This window comes from Alkalihalophilus lindianensis (assembly GCF_032843265.1).
Classification (GTDB): Bacteria; Bacillota; Bacilli; order Bacillales; family Bacillaceae_D; genus Alkalihalophilus; species Alkalihalophilus lindianensis.
Window position 1 is genome coordinate 1 of record NZ_JAWJBA010000010.1, and the last position, 16,835, is coordinate 16,835.

20 protein-coding genes and 11 tRNA genes are annotated in these 16,835 nt (G+C 38.9%); 2 read left to right on the top strand and 29 right to left on the bottom strand.

All coding sequences use genetic code 11. The features are described 5' to 3' along the window. Positions 1-150: 150 nt before the first annotated feature. From RYX56_RS19185 to RYX56_RS19240, 12 genes are all read right to left on the bottom strand, one after another. A tRNA-Ile gene (locus RYX56_RS19185) sits at positions 151-227 on the bottom strand. Between the two features lie 43 nt (positions 228-270). Then, positions 271-344 (bottom strand) — tRNA-Gly (locus tag RYX56_RS19190). A gap of 16 nt (positions 345-360) precedes the next feature. Further along, positions 361-437, bottom strand: a tRNA-Pro gene (locus RYX56_RS19195). A gap of 16 nt (positions 438-453) precedes the next feature. Further along, positions 454-530 (bottom strand) — tRNA-Arg (locus RYX56_RS19200). Positions 531-534: 4 nt separating this feature from the next. Beyond that, positions 535-621, bottom strand: a tRNA-Leu gene (locus RYX56_RS19205). A 41-nt stretch (positions 622-662) separates the two neighbouring features. After that, positions 663-744: transfer RNA gene (locus tag RYX56_RS19210), tRNA-Leu, on the bottom strand. Positions 745-764: 20 nt separating this feature from the next. After that, positions 765-841 (bottom strand) — tRNA-Asp (locus RYX56_RS19215). 3 nt (positions 842-844) lie between these two features. Further along, a tRNA-Val gene (locus tag RYX56_RS19220) sits at positions 845-920 on the bottom strand. A gap of 7 nt (positions 921-927) precedes the next feature. After that, positions 928-1,002, bottom strand: a tRNA-Glu gene (locus RYX56_RS19225). Positions 1,003-1,013: 11 nt separating this feature from the next. Then, positions 1,014-1,104: transfer RNA gene (locus RYX56_RS19230), tRNA-Ser, on the bottom strand. Between the two features lies 1 nt (position 1,105). After that, positions 1,106-1,180, bottom strand: a tRNA-Asn gene (locus RYX56_RS19235). Positions 1,181-1,323: 143 nt separating this feature from the next. Next, positions 1,324-1,776, bottom strand: a complete 453-nt coding sequence (locus RYX56_RS19240; protein ID WP_317123661.1) for a SprT family protein — start codon at positions 1,774-1,776, stop codon at positions 1,324-1,326. A 95-nt stretch (positions 1,777-1,871) separates the two neighbouring features. On the opposite strand from RYX56_RS19240, the gene cmpA reads away from it, so the two are divergent. Further along, positions 1,872-2,000, top strand: a complete 129-nt coding sequence (gene cmpA, locus RYX56_RS19245; protein WP_128755942.1) for a cortex morphogenetic protein CmpA — start codon at positions 1,872-1,874, stop codon at positions 1,998-2,000. A 68-nt stretch (positions 2,001-2,068) separates the two neighbouring features. Here cmpA and RYX56_RS19250 read toward each other — a convergent pair whose 3' ends face one another. The 13 genes from RYX56_RS19250 to acpS all read right to left on the bottom strand — a co-directional run bounded on the left by RYX56_RS19250 (position 2,069) and on the right by acpS (position 11,940). Continuing rightward, positions 2,069-4,204, bottom strand: coding sequence for a Tex family protein (locus RYX56_RS19250; RefSeq protein ID WP_317123731.1), 2,136 nt, complete (start codon positions 4,202-4,204; stop codon positions 2,069-2,071). A 191-nt stretch (positions 4,205-4,395) separates the two neighbouring features. After that, positions 4,396-4,995, bottom strand: a complete 600-nt coding sequence (locus RYX56_RS19255; RefSeq protein ID WP_317123662.1) for a SpoIIE family protein phosphatase — start codon at positions 4,993-4,995, stop codon at positions 4,396-4,398. Next, a complete protein-coding gene (gene sigB, locus RYX56_RS19260; RefSeq protein ID WP_047973301.1) occupies positions 4,995-5,780 on the bottom strand; it encodes an RNA polymerase sigma factor SigB in 786 nt (261 codons plus the stop codon). Before sigB ends, RYX56_RS19255 begins: the two co-directional genes overlap by 1 nt. Next, entirely contained in the window at positions 5,740-6,228 is a 489-nt protein-coding gene (gene rsbW, locus RYX56_RS19265) for an anti-sigma B factor RsbW (RefSeq protein ID WP_317123663.1), read from the bottom strand. The genes sigB and rsbW overlap by 41 nt, the downstream gene beginning before the upstream one ends. After that, positions 6,225-6,557: an STAS domain-containing protein gene (locus tag RYX56_RS19270; RefSeq protein ID WP_317123664.1), complete on the bottom strand. Its 333-nt coding sequence runs from the start codon at positions 6,555-6,557 to the stop codon at positions 6,225-6,227. Before RYX56_RS19270 ends, rsbW begins: the two co-directional genes overlap by 4 nt. A gap of 61 nt (positions 6,558-6,618) precedes the next feature. Next, a complete protein-coding gene (locus tag RYX56_RS19275; protein ID WP_317123665.1) occupies positions 6,619-7,632 on the bottom strand; it encodes a PP2C family protein-serine/threonine phosphatase in 1,014 nt (337 codons plus the stop codon). Positions 7,633-7,644: 12 nt separating this feature from the next. Beyond that, positions 7,645-8,058, bottom strand: a complete 414-nt coding sequence (locus RYX56_RS19280) for an anti-sigma regulatory factor (RefSeq protein WP_317123666.1) — start codon at positions 8,056-8,058, stop codon at positions 7,645-7,647. 2 nt (positions 8,059-8,060) lie between these two features. Further along, positions 8,061-8,417 (bottom strand): STAS domain-containing protein, encoded by a 357-nt coding sequence (locus tag RYX56_RS19285; RefSeq protein ID WP_317123667.1) that lies wholly within the window; start codon positions 8,415-8,417, stop codon positions 8,061-8,063. A gap of 17 nt (positions 8,418-8,434) precedes the next feature. Further along, on the bottom strand, positions 8,435-9,253 hold the full coding sequence (rsbRA, locus tag RYX56_RS19290; RefSeq protein ID WP_317123668.1) for an RsbT co-antagonist protein RsbRA: 819 nt from the start codon (positions 9,251-9,253) through the stop codon (positions 8,435-8,437). 232 nt (positions 9,254-9,485) lie between these two features. Then, positions 9,486-9,836: a type II toxin-antitoxin system PemK/MazF family toxin gene (locus RYX56_RS19295; RefSeq protein ID WP_012957256.1), complete on the bottom strand. Its 351-nt coding sequence runs from the start codon at positions 9,834-9,836 to the stop codon at positions 9,486-9,488. Positions 9,837-9,839: 3 nt separating this feature from the next. Next, positions 9,840-10,124 (bottom strand): CopG family ribbon-helix-helix protein, encoded by a 285-nt coding sequence (locus RYX56_RS19300; protein WP_047973093.1) that lies wholly within the window; start codon positions 10,122-10,124, stop codon positions 9,840-9,842. A gap of 211 nt (positions 10,125-10,335) precedes the next feature. Beyond that, the gene (locus RYX56_RS19305) at positions 10,336-11,346 is read right to left on the bottom strand and encodes a LolA family protein (RefSeq protein ID WP_317123669.1); all 1,011 of its coding nucleotides are present in this window, start codon (positions 11,344-11,346) and stop codon (positions 10,336-10,338) included. A 234-nt stretch (positions 11,347-11,580) separates the two neighbouring features. Next, on the bottom strand, positions 11,581-11,940 hold the full coding sequence (gene acpS / locus RYX56_RS19310; protein ID WP_317123670.1) for a holo-ACP synthase: 360 nt from the start codon (positions 11,938-11,940) through the stop codon (positions 11,581-11,583). Positions 11,941-12,052: 112 nt separating this feature from the next. Between acpS and RYX56_RS19315 the strand changes: the two genes are divergently transcribed. Further along, positions 12,053-12,799: a rhomboid family intramembrane serine protease gene (locus RYX56_RS19315; protein ID WP_317123671.1), complete on the top strand. Its 747-nt coding sequence runs from the start codon at positions 12,053-12,055 to the stop codon at positions 12,797-12,799. A gap of 42 nt (positions 12,800-12,841) precedes the next feature. Here the strand turns inward: RYX56_RS19315 and RYX56_RS19320 are convergent, their stop codons facing one another. The 4 genes from RYX56_RS19320 to RYX56_RS19335 form a co-directional block, all read right to left on the bottom strand. Continuing rightward, positions 12,842-13,753, bottom strand: a complete 912-nt coding sequence (locus tag RYX56_RS19320) for a metal ABC transporter substrate-binding protein (RefSeq protein ID WP_317123672.1) — start codon at positions 13,751-13,753, stop codon at positions 12,842-12,844. Between the two features lie 307 nt (positions 13,754-14,060). Next, complete coding sequence (locus tag RYX56_RS19325; RefSeq protein ID WP_317123673.1) at positions 14,061-14,567, bottom strand: hypothetical protein; 507 nt, start codon at positions 14,565-14,567, stop codon at positions 14,061-14,063. 129 nt (positions 14,568-14,696) lie between these two features. Then, on the bottom strand, positions 14,697-15,014 hold the full coding sequence (locus RYX56_RS19330; protein WP_317123674.1) for a DUF2325 domain-containing protein: 318 nt from the start codon (positions 15,012-15,014) through the stop codon (positions 14,697-14,699). Between the two features lie 125 nt (positions 15,015-15,139). Next, on the bottom strand, positions 15,140-16,819 hold the full coding sequence (locus RYX56_RS19335) for an ABC transporter permease (RefSeq protein ID WP_317123675.1): 1,680 nt from the start codon (positions 16,817-16,819) through the stop codon (positions 15,140-15,142). Between the last annotated feature and the right edge of the window lie 16 nt (positions 16,820-16,835).

A 16,835-nucleotide genomic window follows, 5' to 3' on the forward strand; every position in this document is an offset into this window, starting at 1 on the left:
TTGTTTTAAAAATTGACGAGATATCATGTATCTCTATTTCGCTTGGCTTTTGTTCAGTTTTCAAAGAACTTTTTCGTTCGTCACTCGTTGGCGACTTAACTATCTTATCAGCCCTTCAACAAAGCGTCAAGTAGTTTTTCGAAATTATTTTGGTGGGCCTGAGTGGACTCGAACCACCGACCTCACGCTTATCAGGCGTGCGCTCTAACCAGCTGAGCTACAGGCCCTAAAAAAGGCAATAAAAAAAGCACGTCCCACCAAATATTTTGTTGGAGCGGGCGATGGGAATCGAACCCACATCATCAGCTTGGAAGGCTGAGGTTTTACCACTAAACTACGCCCGCATATTTAAGAATAAGATGGTCGGGAAGACAGGATTTGAACCTGCGACCCCCTGGTCCCAAACCAGGTGCTCTACCAAGCTGAGCCACTTCCCGTACTATTAAGATAAAATGGTGCGCCCTGAGAGATTCGAACTCCCGACCTTTTGATTCGTAGTCAAACACTCTATCCAGCTGAGCTAAGGGCGCCAATTGGTGCGGTTGAGAGGACTCGAACCTCCACGGGGTCAACCCCCACTAGGCCCTCAACCTAGCGCGTCTGCCATTCCGCCACAACCGCTAAATGTATGATGTTCGCATCTGCACCTTTTAAAAGAAAAGTGCGGGTGAGAGGACTCGAACCTCCACGTCATAAGACACTAGATCCTAAGTCTAGCGCGTCTGCCAATTCCGCCACACCCGCGTATAAAATTAAAGTAATAATGGCGGTCCGGACGGGACTCGAACCCGCGACCTCCTGCGTGACAGGCAGGCATTCTAACCAACTGAACTACCGGACCATATGGTGGAGGATGACGGGCTCGAACCGCCGACCCCCTGCTTGTAAGGCAGGTGCTCTCCCAGCTGAGCTAATCCTCCATATGTTTGGTGACCCGTACGGGATTCGAACCCGTGTTACCGCCGTGAAAGGGCGGTGTCTTAACCGCTTGACCAACGGGCCATACTTAAAAGTGGCGGAGAAGGAGGGATTTGAACCCTCGCGCCGCTCACGCGACCTACACCCTTAGCAGGGGCGCCCCTTCAGCCACTTGGGTACTTCTCCATGGCTCCACAGGTAGGACTCGAACCTACGACCGATCGGTTAACAGCCGATTGCTCTACCACTGAGCTACTGTGGAATAATTCGTTACTGACTTTATGTATTATAATGAAAGTCATGTAGCTTGTCAACATTTTTTATTGAAGTGTTGACTAAATTATTTGTGCCGCTTAGCGACTTCTATAATATATCACAGCTTATTTAAGTTAATCAATACTTTTTTTATAATTTTTTTCTTAATTTCCCTTTGCATTTCCCACACACATATTTAACAGTATTAATTCTTCTTTTTCTCTTATAAATAAGATTGCACTCTTTGCACTCATATACATGATTGAATCCCTCCTGCCTCCTCATTCCAGGAATTTCCCTACAATAACGAGATCCCCCTACACGATGTAATAACTCTTTAAATTCTTGATCTCGATGCATATACCCTCTGCCTTCTAGATGTAAGTGATAATGACACAGCTCATGTTTAATAATTGCAACCAATTCCTCAAGTCCGTGAGCTTGAAACTGCTTTGGATTCAATTCAATATCATGTGACCTTAATAAATACCTCCCACCAGTGGTCCGTAGCCTAGGGTTGAATCTAGCCTCATGCAAAAAAGGCTTATTGAAGCTGTTTAATGATATATTTTCAACTAATCTTTGTACCTCACTTTGATCCACACAATCACTCCTGTAACAATAAAATACACTCAACATTGACAAACTCTCACTCATATAATGAATATACTACCATATTCATTAAGGAGTTGGGAGAGATGCCCACATGGTTATGCACCCAGTTACAACGTGCTTTCAAAGAGCAAAACCGCCATCAAATAAAAATTTTAAACCAATGTTGGTTCTATTATCAACGTAAGGAACAGATGAACAAACACCTAGGTTAATACCACTCTTCTTCAAGTCATTTAAATATTACTATGAAAATAGACCATGCGAGTGCATGGTCTATTTTTTAAACTGGTTGGATTGCAGGTTCGAGCATAGTTAAAGCTACTCTTCCTTTTTTTACATCTACATCCTCCACCCACACTGTCACAATCTCTCCTACAGCAACAACTTCAAGGGGATGCTTAACAAATCTCTTCGTAAGTTTCGAAATATGCACTAGCCCATCTTGCTTGACTCCAATATCCACAAAGGCCCCAAAATCGACTACATTTCGGACGGTTCCTTGCAATTCCATCCCTCGATTTAGATCTTCTAATTGAAGCACCCCTTGTTTCAACAGAGGTTTCGCGACTTCATCACGAGGATCTCTAGTTGGTCTAATTAAGGTAGTGATAATATCATTAACCGTTGGTAATCCTAGATCAAGCTCTTGCGCTATATGCTGTTTATCAATACCTGATAGCTTTTCACTGAGCCCTTTATTCCCCACATCTGAACGTGTCGCTCCAACTTTTTCAAGTAGAGCTTCCGTTTCTTTATATGTTTCAGGGTGGATAGCCGTTGCATCCAATGGGTTTTTTCCATCTTGAATACGTAAGAAACCAATACATTGTTCATATGTTTTTGCGCCTAATCTCGGTACTTTCTTTAATTGAGTACGAGTAGTAAAACGCCCTTCTTCTTCTCGGCGCTTCACTATATTTGTAGCAACGGATTTCGATAACCCAGCTACATATTGCAATAAGGAAACCGAAGCAGTATTCACATTTACACCTACTTGGTTAACAACAGTTTCCACAACAAAGCTTAACGATTCAGATAAACGCTTTTGAGTTACATCATGTTGATATTGACCTACCCCAACTGATTTAGGATCAATTTTAACAAGCTCTGCTAGAGGATCTTGCAACCTCCTAGCAATAGAGACTGCACTTCTCTCCTCTACTTGAAATTCCGGAAATTCTTCTCTTCCTAAGTCAGATGCAGAATACACACTCGCACCTGCTTCATTTACGATTAGATAGTAAATAGAACCAGGCAAATCATTAATCAAATCGGCAATAAACTGCTCTGTTTCCCTTGAAGCGGTCCCGTTACCTATGGCAATCATTTCAACATTATGCTTCTTGATAAGGTCTTTAATTTTAGCAGCTGCTTTTTCTACTTCATTTCTAGGAGGCGTGGGATACACCACACCTATATCAAGCATTTTGCCAGTTCCATCTACTACAGCCAACTTACAACCTGTACGATAAGCTGGATCTACCCCTAACACAACCTTATCTTTAATGGGTGGTTGTAATAGTAAGTTACGCAAGTTTTCAGAGAAAATATGAATCGCTTGTTCCTCTGCTTTATTCGTCAGTTCATTTCTTATCTCTCTTTCAATGGACGGCTCAATTAATCGCTTATATCCGTCCTGTATAGCAACCTTAATATACTCTGCTGTCGATGAAGATCCTGATTGACGCATCAAACGCCTTTCGATCTCTTCTACCATTCGCTCCGCCTGAAACTCAAGAGACACTTTAAGAACCCCTTCTTTTTCCCCACGATTAATCGCTAAAATTCTATGAGGAACGATCGATCGAATTGCTTCTGAATACTCATAATACATTTCGTAAGTAGATTTTTCATCAGCTTCCTTATTTTTTGCGGATGTTCGAACCTTACCTTCTTTAAAAGAACGTAAACGAATAAGTTTTCGTAAATCAGCATCATCAGATACCCACTCAGCTATAATATCTCCAGCGCCCTCAAGAGCTTCTTCCTCGTTCGCTACGCCTTTCTCTTCATTAACGTATTTTCTTGCTTCTGCTAACACATCGGCATTTTTCGGAAAGGAAAACATCCATTTCGCTAAAGGTTCTAATCCTTTTTCCTTTGCAACAGTTGCTTTAGTGCGCCTTTTTTGCTTATACGGTCTATATAGATCCTCGATTTCTTGAAGTTTCATTGCTTGATCTATCTTTTTAGAGAGTTCATCCGTTAATTTGTCTTGATCCCTAATTAAGCGTTTGACCTCTTCTTTTCTGTTTTGCAACTGATTCGCATATTCCCATTTCTCAACAATTGTACGAATTTGCACTTCATCTAATGAGCCTGTTAACTCTTTTCGATATCTAGCAATAAAAGGGACCGTATTCCCTTCTTCTACTAGCTCGATTAAATTACTTATGTACTTCTCCTGAACAGACATCTCTTGTTCGATCGTTTTAATTAAGGTTTGATTAAAATCACTCAACTTTTCCAGCTCCTTTGTTAGTAGCCTGCCTAACTAATCATATCATAGTAAAAGAATGAACAACTAACTTCCACTCCATCATCATATTTCCTTCCATTTATCATTTTACTGCACAAAAAAAACCTCCTTTAGAGAGGAGGTTTCGTTTATGCTAGCTTGCCCACCAACAATGTAACATCATCAATTGCAAATCGATCTAACGTTAGTAAATCAGTAAATTCCTTTTTTAAAGAATCAATCGTTAAAAGGTTCTTTTTTGAAAAAGGGATTTTGACACCATCGGAATACAACATAAATATGCTACCTTCTTTGTAAGAGAAGCTTTTACTCTTAATTACGGCTTTTCTTCCTGATAAATACCCTCTCAAGGGAATAGGTTGAATCGTTGTACCATCAGGATAATACATCACAAAACCGATGTTGCCAAAGTTACAGTAGTTTAGTTCTTTTTTTACGAAATCTACTTTCACTAATGTTAAAACTGCACCTCGCTTGTTAACCATAGCCTCGTTACAGGTCTTAACAATTTCCTCAACACCCAGAAAACAATTATCTTTTATTATTTTAATCGCAGCATCAGCTGATTCAGAAGCTCCCTCGCCACTACCAAGCCCGTCTACTACAGCGCAAATTGTAAAATCCTTTTCTTCGACCACTACATGAGCATCACCACAATGTATATTGCCCGGCTTAGCCTGCTGAACAGCGGCGATTTCTAGGTTTTTATGCTCATAAAAATTAATCATTACAAAATCTCCGATGGCTCGACTTTTATTGAATCACGTAGTTTTTGTAAAGCTCTGCGCTGAAGACGGGAAACATGCATCTGAGAAATACCAAGCTTTTCACCAGTTTCTTTTTGACTCAAATTCTCATAATAAGTTAACAATAAAATTTGTTTCTCTCTTTCGTTGAGAACTTGAAAAGCTTTTTCTAGTAACATTTTTTGATCAGTCTTTTCAAATCCACCATCTACATTCCCTACAAGGTCAAGTAAGGTTACCTCTCCACCTTCTTGATCTGCTTCAAGCGAACGATCCACTGATAACGCCTGGTAACTCTTGCTCATCTCCATCGTTTCTAGAACTTCTTCTTCAGAGACCTCTAAATACGCAGCAATTTCATGAACAAGTGGCGATCGGTTATATTCAACCGTTAATGCTTCTACTGCTTTTTTTATTTTAGGACCTAACTCTTTAATACGTCTAGGAACATGTACACTCCATGTTTTATCACGAATGAATCGTTTGATCTCCCCTACGATAGTCGGCACAGCAAAAGATTCAAAGCTACGACCAAATTCACTATCGAATCGAGTCAAAGCAGCCAACAACCCTACCATTCCAACTTGGTAGAGATCTTCATCGTATTCCCGACCCTTAGAAAATTTCCGAGCTAATGAACGGACAAGAGCCTCATAATGCTTAACAAGCTTTACTTGGGTCTCTTCATCACCTGTCTCTTGATAAAGGCGAATCCAATCATATACCTCATCTTTGTTCTGTTTGTGTGGAAGGGACTCCGTCGACATTTGACTCCACCTCATCTCCGTGAATGAACTTTGTCATCATTAAGATAACCCCTGATTCGTCGTTGATCTCCACTTTATCCATCAAAGTGTTGATTAAAAAGAGGCCAAGCCCCCCTTCTTTAAGATCGCCAACAGGCTTACTTGAATCAACCGGTCCTAAGCGTTCACGTAACCCGTTCATATCAAAACTTTGGCCACGATCGGCAATGACGATTTCCATTCGATCTTCATGGAGTACAAAAGAAGCAGAGATTAATCCTTCACCTTCATAAGCGTGATCCACTACGTTCGTACATGCTTCTGCAACAGCAATCTTTATATCTTCAATATCGTCGTACGTAAACCCTAAACGATTGGCAATTCCAGAAACAGTCAAACGTACGACTCCTACGAACTCAGGCTTAGCAGGAACACTCATCTCGATGTGATCAACTTGCTGATGGTTCATTTCGCTTCCTCCTCTTTATTTTGCTCAATCTGAATGACTTCATCTAGGCCAGTAATTGTAAATAAACGACGGACTCGATCAGACATTCCTCTCAACATTAAAGAACTTTCATTGGCATCTGTTAATTTCAATATACCAACAAAAATTCCCAATCCCGTACTATCTATATATTGAACATTTTTCAAATCAACTACGATTTGTTTAGTGCTTGTTTCGGCAAGTGGCGTTAGTGCACTACGTAATTTCGGTGCGGTATACGCATCAATTTCCCCTGTTAGATAAATAAGTTCTGCATCCTCTGACTGTTCATGACGAATATCTAAGTTCATCTATATCTCCTCCTGGTATCCCATATGACAATAGTTTATAAATACCACAAAACAATCAATTTTAAACTTCTCGGCGCAAAATCATTAATGTGAAATCATCACGCAATGTAAAATCTTGTAATTTAACGAGATCCTGATAAACATTTTTGACAATCTCTTGAGCGCTTAAATGCATGTACTTCCGAATCATTTTGACAATCTCTTCACGTTCAATAAATTCATCATCCACTCGACATTCCGTCACACCGTCTGAAAGGAAAACGATAAAGTCACCTTTCTCTACCTTCTTGTGATATTCACGGAATTTCGTGTGGCGGGACACACCCAGCACCAAACCTTTTGCGTATAATTCTTCAAATTGATCTGTTGAAGCTGAGTAATAAAAACCTGGCTCATGTCCAGCACCAGAGTAGTGAAATTCATGTGAACCAGTATCATATGCCCCGTACATCATTGTAATAAACATGCTATCATCCACATTTTGTTCAACTACACGATTTAAATTCTCAAGTAATGCTCCTGGCCTTAACCTTTGTTCAGGCAAACTATCCATAGCATATTTGATCATAGACATACACAATGCTGCAGGAACGCCTTTACCGATAATATCAGCAATCGCTACGCCCACATTGCCATTTTCGTCTCTTACAAAATGATAATAATCGCCGCTCATTTTTGTTGCAGGCACACTGATAACACCAATATCTAACACACCATCTGCCGGTATTTCTTTTGGCAGTAAAGTTTGCTGCATGTTAGCCGCAACGTCAATTTCAGACTCCAGTTCTCTTTGGCGATCTCTCAAGCTCTGATGTTCACGATAGGCTAAGCCATAGCCCATCATGACTTCAAGTAAGAGTTCAAATGAATCTTGCACTTCATTTGATACACTAGGAAACAGCTCTTCTAAGATAGAGCGATGAATACTCACAAGTTCCTCAGGTGATATTTGATGTTCGAGTAAGATTTTACTGAATTGTTGCGCTTCGTATAACCCTTGCTCGCTTTTATCATGAAGAAATGTCTGCAATATCTGTTTGTAGGATTCTTCTAGTTTTTGAACAGTATTATTCACGCTGGCCCTCCTTTAACGAAGCCACTTCGTCGTTGTAATGACCGTCCCTTCTCCGACTTCTGAGTCAATTGAAAATTCATCCATTAAACGTTTTACTCCCGGCAGACCTGCCCCCATCCCGCTCGAGGTTGTAAAGCCATCTACCATAACTTGTCTAATATCCGAAATCCCTGGGCCTTGATCTTTAGCAATCACCTGGATGCCTTTAATCATACCTGTTTTAGACGGTGCTTCAATTAGTTCTAAACATATTTCTCCACGTTGTGCATATAGATATATATTACGCGCCAATTCCGAAATGGCTGTTGTTATCCGCGCTTGATCGACACTCCCAAACCCGATTTCCTTTGAGAGGGTACGACCTGCTTGTCTAGCAGCAACAATCCCCCATTCGTTTTTCACTTCGACACAGGATTGGGTTTCCATGACTATCCCTCCAGTTCCTGTTGCAATTTATCTAGACCTTGCTCAAGATCAAGAGCTGTAGGAACATCATCAAGTTTAATACCCATATCGATTAAAGTAATCGCAACGGCAGGTTGAATTCCCGTCAACACAACTCGCGCTCCCATTAAATTAGACATATCTACTACATCACCTAAAACTTTTGCGATAAAGGAGTCAATCATATCAACAGAAGTTAAATCAATTACAACACCGCTCGATCCTTCTTTATGGATTTTATCTAATAAGTCCTCTTGAAAGCGAAGTGCTGTTTGATCATCTAATTCCACTTGTATACTAATTAATAAATATTGATGAAGCTTTAAAATTGGAATCCTCATTGTTTTACTCCTCCAACTTATAATTGTTCAATTTTTTTATTCGTCATCTCTAGCGCTGTTTCCATTCCTTTACGCAACGTGCTCTTAGTAGGGAATTTACCTAAATCTATCCCTAAATTTACAATTGTTTGAGCAATTTCCGGTCGGATCCCCACCAGGATACAAGTTGCTCCAACAAGTCTAACTGCTTCAGAAGCTTGTATTATGTGATGAGCAACCATTGTATCTACAACCGGTACACCCGTAATATCAATCAACACCACCTGTGAGCGGTTTTTAATGACGCCATCAAGTAGGTTTTCCATGATAAGTTTAGCTCTTGCCGTGTCAATTGTACCAATTAAAGGCATTACAGTAATCCCTTCAAATACAGGAATTAAAGGGGCTGACAATTCAAGAAGAGACAATTTTTGCATTTCAAATATATCTTCCCATGAACCTGTATAATCCGTTACTAACTGGTTTATGATCCCATCAATCCAATTTTCAACTTCATTGAAAAGGGTCAATAACTGCTTCACGTCGTGCTCGCTTTCAGATAAAGTAGCTAAAATTGCTCGACGAAACGCTTGAAGGCCACGAGTAAAGTAAGCTAGAGGCCAACCTGTTTGAATAAAACGATCTGTGAAAGTGGTCAACCTTTCATTTGCTTGCATTTGATTACGATCAACGGATTCAAAAATGAAGCTCATGAATTCTTGGTTTGTATTTTCATAGACGGAATCTGAAATTGAATTAAGATAGTTTTCTTTGCGTATTTCTTGAAGTTGCTCTTCCCATCGCTTTGTTAACACTTCACGGTTTTCAAAGATAAAAGATACGATATACGGTTGCATCTTACTTTCCTCCAGTCAATAATGGCTACAATTATTATTTCACGAGTTGGCTATTGTTGCAAAGTATTTCATATTAAAGGTTTTACAAGTTATTGAAAGAACTACCAATAAATCAATCTCATCTATATCATTAAACCTTAATCCAATATAAACATTCAATTATTATTGTCTCTTTCCTACTTTTTTTCTTAATAAAAAGAAAAAACCCCGCAATACGCGGAGTGCAATCCTATTAAAAATCAATTAATCCTAAGCTAATAAACAATGCATCATTCACCCGCGTCATCATGTCATCATCGAGATGCGTAATTTTATCGGTCAAACGCTGTTTATCAATTGTTCTAACTTGTTCTAGCAAAATGACCGAATCACGATCAAATCCGTATCGTTTTGCATTGATTTCAACATGAGTCGGCAATTTTGCCTTTTGAATTTGAGCGGTAATAGCAGCCACTATTACAGTTGGGCTAAAGCGATTACCTATGTCATTTTGAATGATTAGAACAGGTCGTACACCACCCTGTTCAGACCCTACAACAGGTGAAAGGTCGGCAAAATAAACGTCACCTCTTTTTACAATCAACCGCTACACCCCACTTACTAAGCGATCAAGGGTGCTCTCTGCTTCCTCCTCGGCAAGAAAGGCTTCAGATGCAAGGTTTAAATTAATTTTTGCCATTTCCATATAGCCTTGCTGCATCGTTTCACGAATTTGACGCTTCTTTCGGTCACGAAGATATAATTTCGTTGCTTGCGATAAAAACTCACTGTAATTAACGTTTTCTTGTTGAATCACACCGTCCACCTCGTTTAACAAATGTTGTGGCAAATTCACTACAATGCGTTTTGTTCTCTGTTCTGACACGAACATCCACCCCCACATCAACCAACGACCTAAATATTATATGTTTTCATAACGCTTTCATGCCTATATACTTACGAAAAACCGAACTTTTCTATCCACATTCAATGATAGCATTGACTTGTTTAAATTGCAAAGAGGTTTTAAAATTTCCTGCTCAATTCCAAAAAAAGAAGGCTCATTGTATCGTATGAGCCTTCTTGTCGTCTTTTTTGTCTCCTTATTTTTCCTGTGTGCCATATACCGACCTAGCAATTGAGATCATTTCCTCAGTCCCAAGTTCTGATGAAGCAAGATAGAAATCAACTCCATTGTAAGACCACATGAGTGATTCCTCTGTCATTACCCCAATTGTAAAACCTAAATCAACTGGCTCACCGTCACTAACGTTCATTGGAGTTGTAGCCGGAACAACTTTGCTCTGTTCTTGAATTAAAGTAAATGGTCCATCACCTGTATACTGTAAAACGACACTCTCTCCACGATCTGATTGAACAGTCTGAGAGGAATCAAGAGACGTACCATCTGGTGTATACATCGGATAGTGAACTGTCATATCCTCTTGTACTTCCGCCATCGTTGGCTGCTCGGTCATCTGAGCCCCAGTCATATTGCGTTCCATATCAAAATCACCATCATTAAAGCTTGCGTTTTCATCAAATTCATTAAAGTCTAATTGTACAAGTACCTCAAGGTCAGGGTTCATAACCTTCACTTGTAATGGCGATAAGTCCTTTTTATTGAATGTGATTTCTTGACTACTTAAGTTCTTGTTTTGGTAGTTAGTGTTTGTTTGGAAAACATAAGCATCCTCTGTTGCAGTAAATGTTCTCTCTGGGTCCATTAACACATCTTGGATAAGAGAACCATATAAATACACTTGACTGCTGTTAATCGGCCAATCACTTTGGAAACGGAAACTTTTGTTAAGAGCTGGTGTTAAAACGAATACCCCGTCATCATTACGCAGAATGATTTGACTTTGATCTTTCGCGGCATTTTTTAGCGCAACTCGGTAATAATCTTTCTCCTGATACCAAACCTCAACCTCATATGTTTGCGGCTCGTTCCCAGTTTGTAAAGTCATTGTTGCAGCGGCTTTATAACCACTAACATCTGATAATTTACTTTCAAGGTCCCCAAGAATATCATCTTGAGATTTCTCACCGCATGCTGCAAGTACAAATGTCACCATCACGATTAGTGTGATAAACCAACTTACCCTTTTCATACCTTCACCCCTTTGTCTCAATTAACGCCAAAGAAGAGAATTCTACCAATCAAGAGACGGCTATCTTGTTAGTGTCCCAACTGTTCATTTCTCAGATCAGGCTGTAATCCTTCAGCTGATGAATGAACGAATAAGGGTTCTTGTTGTATTCCTTAGACCTGACTCCACTTGAAATGGCACAAGCTCTCCCATCCGCATTACAACTATATGAGGCAAGGAGTAACAATATGCAGACTAGCTTGACAAGCGCTCTAAAATTACTTGCGCAACCGCATTAGCATTACTATGAGAGATAGATACGTGGACCGTAAAATCTATATTCGCTAGAAGAAACGGTTTCCCATTTTCTTCATTTAATACCTCAATATCATGCCATCCAAATGTCTTAGAGATACCGGTTCCAGCCGCTTTCACAAAAGCTTCCTTTGCAGCAAATCTGCCTGCTATGTACTCTATCTTTCTTTTCCCATTTAACGACTCATAATATACGCGCTCTTTCCCTGTTAAAACTTTCTCCGGAAATCTTGGTTGCTTTTGAAGTAAGTTCTCAATACGTTCGAGCTCTACAATGTCTATACCAATTCCAATAATCATCTTTTTTGTTTCACCTCTTGTGATTGTTTTAAGTTAGGTGTAAAATCGGGCATTTTAACAGATATCTTTGCTATACTTATAGAAAGAATTGATTGTGTTAGGAGGGCTGAGCTTGTTTATTCGTCAGGAAAGCTTCTATTCCTTTAGGAAAAACTATCCTATTATTTTCGGATTGTTAATTATTCACTTCGCCTTATTTGTATGGATGAACTTCTTACCAGGAGGACAATTGGTTAGAAACATTGGCATTGGCTATAACTTAGCTGTTGCTAATGGAGAGTGGTGGAGGTTAATTACACCTATTTTTATGCATTTAACCATAGGTCATGTTGTTTTTAATTCTTTTTCTCTCGTGATCTTCGGTCCAGCTCTTGAGCAGATGTTAGGTAAATTCCGATTCATCATCTTTTACCTAAGTACTGGAATTATTGCTAATATTGCTACCTTTTATTTAGGCGGACTTGGATACCCTCCACATCTAGGTGCTTCAGGGGCAATCTTTGGGTTGTTTGGTCTCTACGTATATATTGTTCTGCTAAGAAAAGATCTAATTGACCGAGCTAATTCACAGCTTGTCATGACCATCCTCATTATTGGGCTTGTTATGACCTTTGTAAACTCTAATATTAATGTATTGGCTCATTTATTTGGATTGATTGCCGGTGCAGCTATGGCCCCATTGTTCCTAGTCGGGGTGAAACCTTATCATATGTACCAACATGCGCATGAGCCAAAAGAAGCTACCTTTAACCCTAACCGCTGGAAAAAACGTAGAAGAAATAAAAAGTATTTCATGACAACTTTTTGGATTGTATTAGGTCTCCTTGTTGTCGTCGGATTGCTCTCCAACCTATTCTAAAACAAACTACCTCCAACCCATTTTATGGATTAGAGGTAGTTTCTATTGTTTTAGTCCTTCTACAAATGTATTCACATTATGCTTCATCATATCAATGTATGTTTCAGCACCACTGCCGCTTGGACCGACCGCATCTGTATAAACTTCACCTGCAATCTCCACCCCCGCATTACTAGATACAGTATCCATAAAACGACTATCAATTGTCGTTTCTAAGAAAACAGCTGGGATGCTCTCATCTTGAATTAAATCGACTACTCTTGAAATCTGACCTGGAGTTCCTTCTTCGTGGGAGTTTAACTCCCAGATCCCGATTGTTTCATACCCGTATGCTTCCCCAAAATATTTGAAGGCATTTTCGCTAATTACAATGGTTCTTTTTTCTTCTGGAATGTTTAGCGTTTCTGTTTGGATCCATTCGTCTAATTCTTGTAATTCTTTAATATAAGCATCTGCATTAGCTGCATACTCATCTGCACCTTCTGGGTCACGCTGACTTAGATCATCACGAATATTCCCTACATACGTAATGACATTCTCTACATCTAACCAAGCATGAGGATCATCCTCATTAGACCCCTCAACTCCAATAACATCAATTCCATCAGAAACCGTTATGATATCAGCTCCGCCTCCTGCATTAGCAACCAATCTTTCTAACCACTCTTCAAGACCTAAGCCATTCACATAAAAAACAGAAGAATCACTCGCTTTTTGAAAATCACTCGGGATTGGTTCATAGCCGTGTGGTTCCTCCCCAATAGGTACCAAATAATCTACTTCCGCTCTGTCTCCTACTACATTTTTTGTAATATCAGCAAGAATAGAGAAGCTAGTGATAACTTTTAATTCACCAGAATTTTCAGTTGTCCTATCTACTCCTCCACATGCTACCATGATCAAACTAGTTACCATTATAACGACCAGTAATAAAACCTTTCTCACTTTCCTCATCCTTTCTCTATAAGTATATTTTTCTTCTTTCTAAAAAAGTTGTCTACAGGCAAAAAAGACCGCAAAAAAAATTTAACACAAATCTTCACTAAGGAAAACTATTTTGTCTTAGGGCAACTTTATTTTGTCACACTTATTAGAAAATGTCTAGACTTATAGTTGATTTTATCAACTCGCCTTTATAGTGAGTTTATGAACCATTTTCAAGGATGTGCTATCTATTTACTAAATTGTTACTAATACATCAATATGTATAGTAACCCATGTTTATTTCTATAATCACAAAAAAGAGATAAATCGTATCCGCTTATGAGCAAATACGATTTATCTCTTTTTCTACAAGTGGACGGGAATAATAAATAAAATCACTTTGATCACTTCCATCTTTTGAAGGGAAATAAAGATGACGGTCTCCGTTCATCATATCAATTAATTCTATAACATCAGGCAAACACCTAGAAGATTTTTGAAGCTCTACACAAACTTCCTTGGCATATAATAGTGACAATTCTTCATCAACCTCAGTTAAGAGCTTTTTAACAGAATATTGATCTCCATTATATTGATTAATTATCAGGCCATTATCACGTTCTACATACGTCTGATTACCTTCATCAATATAGTCACATGTGATTTGTAAGAAATGATCTGTTATCGTAGCTAATGCAATTGTATATTCCATAGTAGAATCAAATACACTTCTTTTAAGATCTCTTCGGTATGTATCAACCATTTTTAAAAGAGATAAAACATGATGTTCTTTACACGGTTTCGAGAAAAATCCTTTAATTACATTATTAATAAAAGTTTGCAAACTTATTCTCTTCTCGCATTGTAATGGATTATTTGAATTTAATAAGTCGTATGGACAGCTTAGATAGGAACTCGAAAATAGTCTGTATGCATGGGGGGTTTCCATCATTTCTCCTCCTGTATAAATCGGTCATTTAAATGGACAGGCTTTATCGTTATCACACCCATAATTACACTTTCCAATTGATTGATAAATTGAGCACCATGACCTTTTCGCATAACAAATCGGAATGTTTTGTTCTGCGGCTTTTTTCTTAAGAACTGATGTTAAATTGTGATTAATAAAATCTGTTAATACTAAAACAAGGTCAATATGTGAAGGAATCTCTCTTTTAACCATTTGAACTTTTCGTCCATTTATGTGAGTGATATTATCAAATCCCATTTCTTCAAGCTTTCCAGGAATTGCACCAAGTCTATCTGCACCAACAATTAATAAAGAAGACAATATAAACACCTCTCCATCGATAATGATTCTCAATATATTATAAATGAAAAAGATTCTCATTGTCAATTAAATTGTCAGATCCTTTAGATAAATAAAACATAAAAAAGAAGCCGGTTAAGGCTTCTTTAATATTTTTTCAACAAATATCTGAGCGGAATGATCGAAACAATGACGATCAACAGCGCAGCTGGAGCTGCCATGTAATAGATCGCTTCGCTTGTCTCTACCCATATACGAACAGCTAAAGTATCAAATCCAGGCGGACGTAGTAATAAGGTTGCTGGCAACTCTTTAATACTACTAACAAATACAAGGGCACCACCGGCTAAAATCCCCGGTAAAATCGATGGAATAATAACTTTAATCATTACTTTCCATGGAGGTTGTCCTAAACTTCTTGCAGCTTCATCAATACGTGGAGAAATTAAACTTAAAGAAGCATCGGTTGATTGCATAGCTTGCGGTAAGAATCGAATCACAAAAGCAATCGCAACTAAATAAAACGTATTGTAAAGCACTGGAATGTATTGATTAAAAATAAAGATAATCCCCAAGGCTACGATTACTCCAGGGAGAGCATACCCAGCATAACTTAACTTCTCAATCGTAGCAGAAACTCTTGATGGATACCTTGAACGTAAATATACGACCGGAAGCGCAAGTAGCATACAAATTAAAGCAGCCATCCCTGAAACCTTTACACTGTTCCATGCATATCCCCAGAATCTTGAATCAAGTGCACCAGCTTGTAGTCCTAAAAGTGACCAATAGACTAAAACAATGATTGGCAAGATAACAGCAAAAAAGAAGATGAGACAGACAAATAAAAATGATGGCCATTTCCATTTACCAAGTGGAAGAATATCTGGCTCTTTAAAGGTATTACTTGTTTGGTAGTACGATTGCTTCTTTTTGGTTCTTGATTCAATCCACAATATGATTAATGTAAGTGCAATGAGCACCACACTAAGAACCGTAGCTGATACATTATCATAGCTACCCATTTGATAATAAATAGCTGCTGTGAAGGTTGTATAACGCATCATTGCAATAGCTCCAAAATCTGAAAGAACGTAGAGTGCAATCAAAATTGCACCAGCCCCAATAGCAGGACGCAAAAACGGGATATTAACTTTCCAAAAAATTTGCGACGTTGTCATCCCTTGAGACCTTGCTACCTCTTCGTAGTTTCGATTCATCTTTCTAAGAGAGGCACTTGCAATGAGAAATACATATGGGTAAGTAAATAAAGTGAGAATGGCAAAGATACCCCAGAATGAATAAACATTGATTGGATACTCTCCGAAAGTCGTTAATAACCACTCACTTTCACGCCACTCTCTCCAAAGCCATCCTCTTGGGCCAAATACAATAATATACGTTACAGCTCCGACATAAGGCGGAATGACGAGGGGGAGCGCAAGTAGCCATTGCCACATTTTTTTCCCTGGTAAGCTTGTTCTATTTACTATCCAAGCAAGCAATACTCCAATGGAGACGGCAAACAAAGTCACCATGACGGTGAGCGAAATTGTATTCCAGATTAATTGAGGGATTCTAGAATCAAGTAAGCGCATCCACCGATCAGTACCAGCAAACAGTGATCTCCATACTACATAGAAAACAGGAATCGCCATCAGTAATCCAGTTAAAGCTGCTAATAAAAATAATACTCCGCCAGGTCTGCTCCCTTTATTACTAGAAAACCAATTACCTATGGAAAAACGGCGAGAGGTTGGAGACATATCGTCTCCAACCTGATTGGGTTTCCTATTGTTTTTATCGTTACCTTGGTGCTGACTCATGACGTCACATCTCCCA

Coding starts and splice junctions, on each gene's coding strand:
- RYX56_RS19320 (WP_317123672.1), bottom strand. CDS start 13,753: ATGAGGAAAGTGAGAAAGGTTTTATTACTGGTCGTTATAATGGTAACT.
- RYX56_RS19270 (WP_317123664.1), bottom strand. CDS start 6,557: ATGAACTTAGATATTCGTCATGAACAGTCAGAGGATGCAGAACTTATT.
- RYX56_RS19300 (WP_047973093.1), bottom strand. CDS start 10,124: ATGTTCGTGTCAGAACAGAGAACAAAACGCATTGTAGTGAATTTGCCA.
- RYX56_RS19255 (WP_317123662.1), bottom strand. CDS start 4,995: ATGATTAATTTTTATGAGCATAAAAACCTAGAAATCGCCGCTGTTCAG.
- rsbRA (WP_317123668.1), bottom strand. CDS start 9,253: ATGCAACCGTATATCGTATCTTTTATCTTTGAAAACCGTGAAGTGTTA.
- RYX56_RS19335 (WP_317123675.1), bottom strand. CDS start 16,819: ATGAGTCAGCACCAAGGTAACGATAAAAACAATAGGAAACCCAATCAG.
- RYX56_RS19280 (WP_317123666.1), bottom strand. CDS start 8,058: ATGGAAACCCAATCCTGTGTCGAAGTGAAAAACGAATGGGGGATTGTT.
- RYX56_RS19285 (WP_317123667.1), bottom strand. CDS start 8,417: ATGAGGATTCCAATTTTAAAGCTTCATCAATATTTATTAATTAGTATA.
- cmpA (WP_128755942.1), top strand. CDS start 1,872: ATGCCCACATGGTTATGCACCCAGTTACAACGTGCTTTCAAAGAGCAA.
- RYX56_RS19305 (WP_317123669.1), bottom strand. CDS start 11,346: ATGAAAAGGGTAAGTTGGTTTATCACACTAATCGTGATGGTGACATTT.
- acpS (WP_317123670.1), bottom strand. CDS start 11,940: ATGATTATTGGAATTGGTATAGACATTGTAGAGCTCGAACGTATTGAG.
- RYX56_RS19250 (WP_317123731.1), bottom strand. CDS start 4,204: ATGTCTGTTCAGGAGAAGTACATAAGTAATTTAATCGAGCTAGTAGAA.
- rsbW (WP_317123663.1), bottom strand. CDS start 6,228: ATGAACCATCAGCAAGTTGATCACATCGAGATGAGTGTTCCTGCTAAG.
- sigB (WP_047973301.1), bottom strand. CDS start 5,780: ATGTCGACGGAGTCCCTTCCACACAAACAGAACAAAGATGAGGTATAT.